A 1,066-nucleotide genomic window follows, 5' to 3' on the forward strand; every position below is an offset into this window, starting at 1 on the left:
GGCCCAGAACCCGCTCCCGCAGACACTTAGCGCTTAACCTGCAAAAACAGGATCACGCGAAGATCGATTCATACACCACGTCCGTGGACGTGACCGTGTGTCGTGTCCGAGGTGGCATGCGAAGCCGTTTTGGAACTGTGGCTCCCACTTCTCTCATCTCGTTTTGGCTGGAAGGAATACCGGCGCTTGCGTTCAAGTCAGGTAAGTCCGACTTTAGTGAGAGCTCGGGGAGAGAGGGCTCCGCTTATCCAATGTGAGCCACTTTCGTCCTGAGTAACGGCCCTCCTCGAGGAGCTGCAGGACGGGGATCGCCTGCACGAGCACGGTCGCGCGATGTGGGCAACAGCGCAGCCTGGTCAAACACCTTCCAGGACTTCAAGGTCGCGACGGCACGCTCACCGATGGCTCGGACACGGGCGTGGGCGCGGTTCACGTCCTGCTGTCCGCGTGACAACCAGGGACGATGGCGATGCCGCTTGAACGGCGTGCGGATGGGGCCACCTGCGCCTTGATAGCCCTTGTCCGCGAAGGTCTTGGCGCCGACGCACCCGCAAGGGCGTCGATCAGGCCGGCCGTCCGAGCGGCGGTCACGTCATTGACGGCGCCCGGCAGCGCAGGGCGAGGCCCACACCAGCCGGCCCACGGGGATCGGCCGGCAGTTGCATGTTCACTCCATGCTGTTTGCGATTCCCGCTGTAGTACGGTCGCACGGCGGCGTGCACGTCGTCGGCCAGCGCGGCGAGCAGATCGGCGCTCTCGCGGATGTAACGGCAGGCCGTGGTGGTGCTGATGGCGAAGCCGGCAGCCAGAGGTGCGTAGGTGTCGCCGTTGCGTAGGTGGGCCAGGACCAGCAGCGCTTGCTGAGCCGGGGGCTAACCGCCGCCATCGGCTACGCGTTCAGCCCGCTGCCCGCGGACAGCTCGGCCAGATGGGTCGGGGTGTGGTTGGACAGGGGAATCAGGGCACGATAAGGGTCACGTCCACGGACGTGGTGTATGAATCGATCTTCGCGTGATCCTGTTTTTGCAGGTTAAGCGCTAAGTGTCTGCGGGAGCGGGTTCTGGGC

The 1,066-nt window shown here is 64.4% G+C and carries 1 pseudogene; it reads right to left on the bottom strand.

The features are described 5' to 3' along the window. Positions 1-213 precede the first annotated feature (213 nt). Positions 214-928 (bottom strand): annotated as a pseudogene (locus ACIHAD_RS48875) (transposase family protein). Between the last annotated feature and the right edge of the window lie 138 nt (positions 929-1,066).

Origin of the sequence: Nonomuraea sp. NPDC052265, from assembly GCF_044547985.1 — a bacterium.
GTDB lineage: Bacteria > Actinomycetota > Actinomycetes > Streptosporangiales > Streptosporangiaceae > Nonomuraea.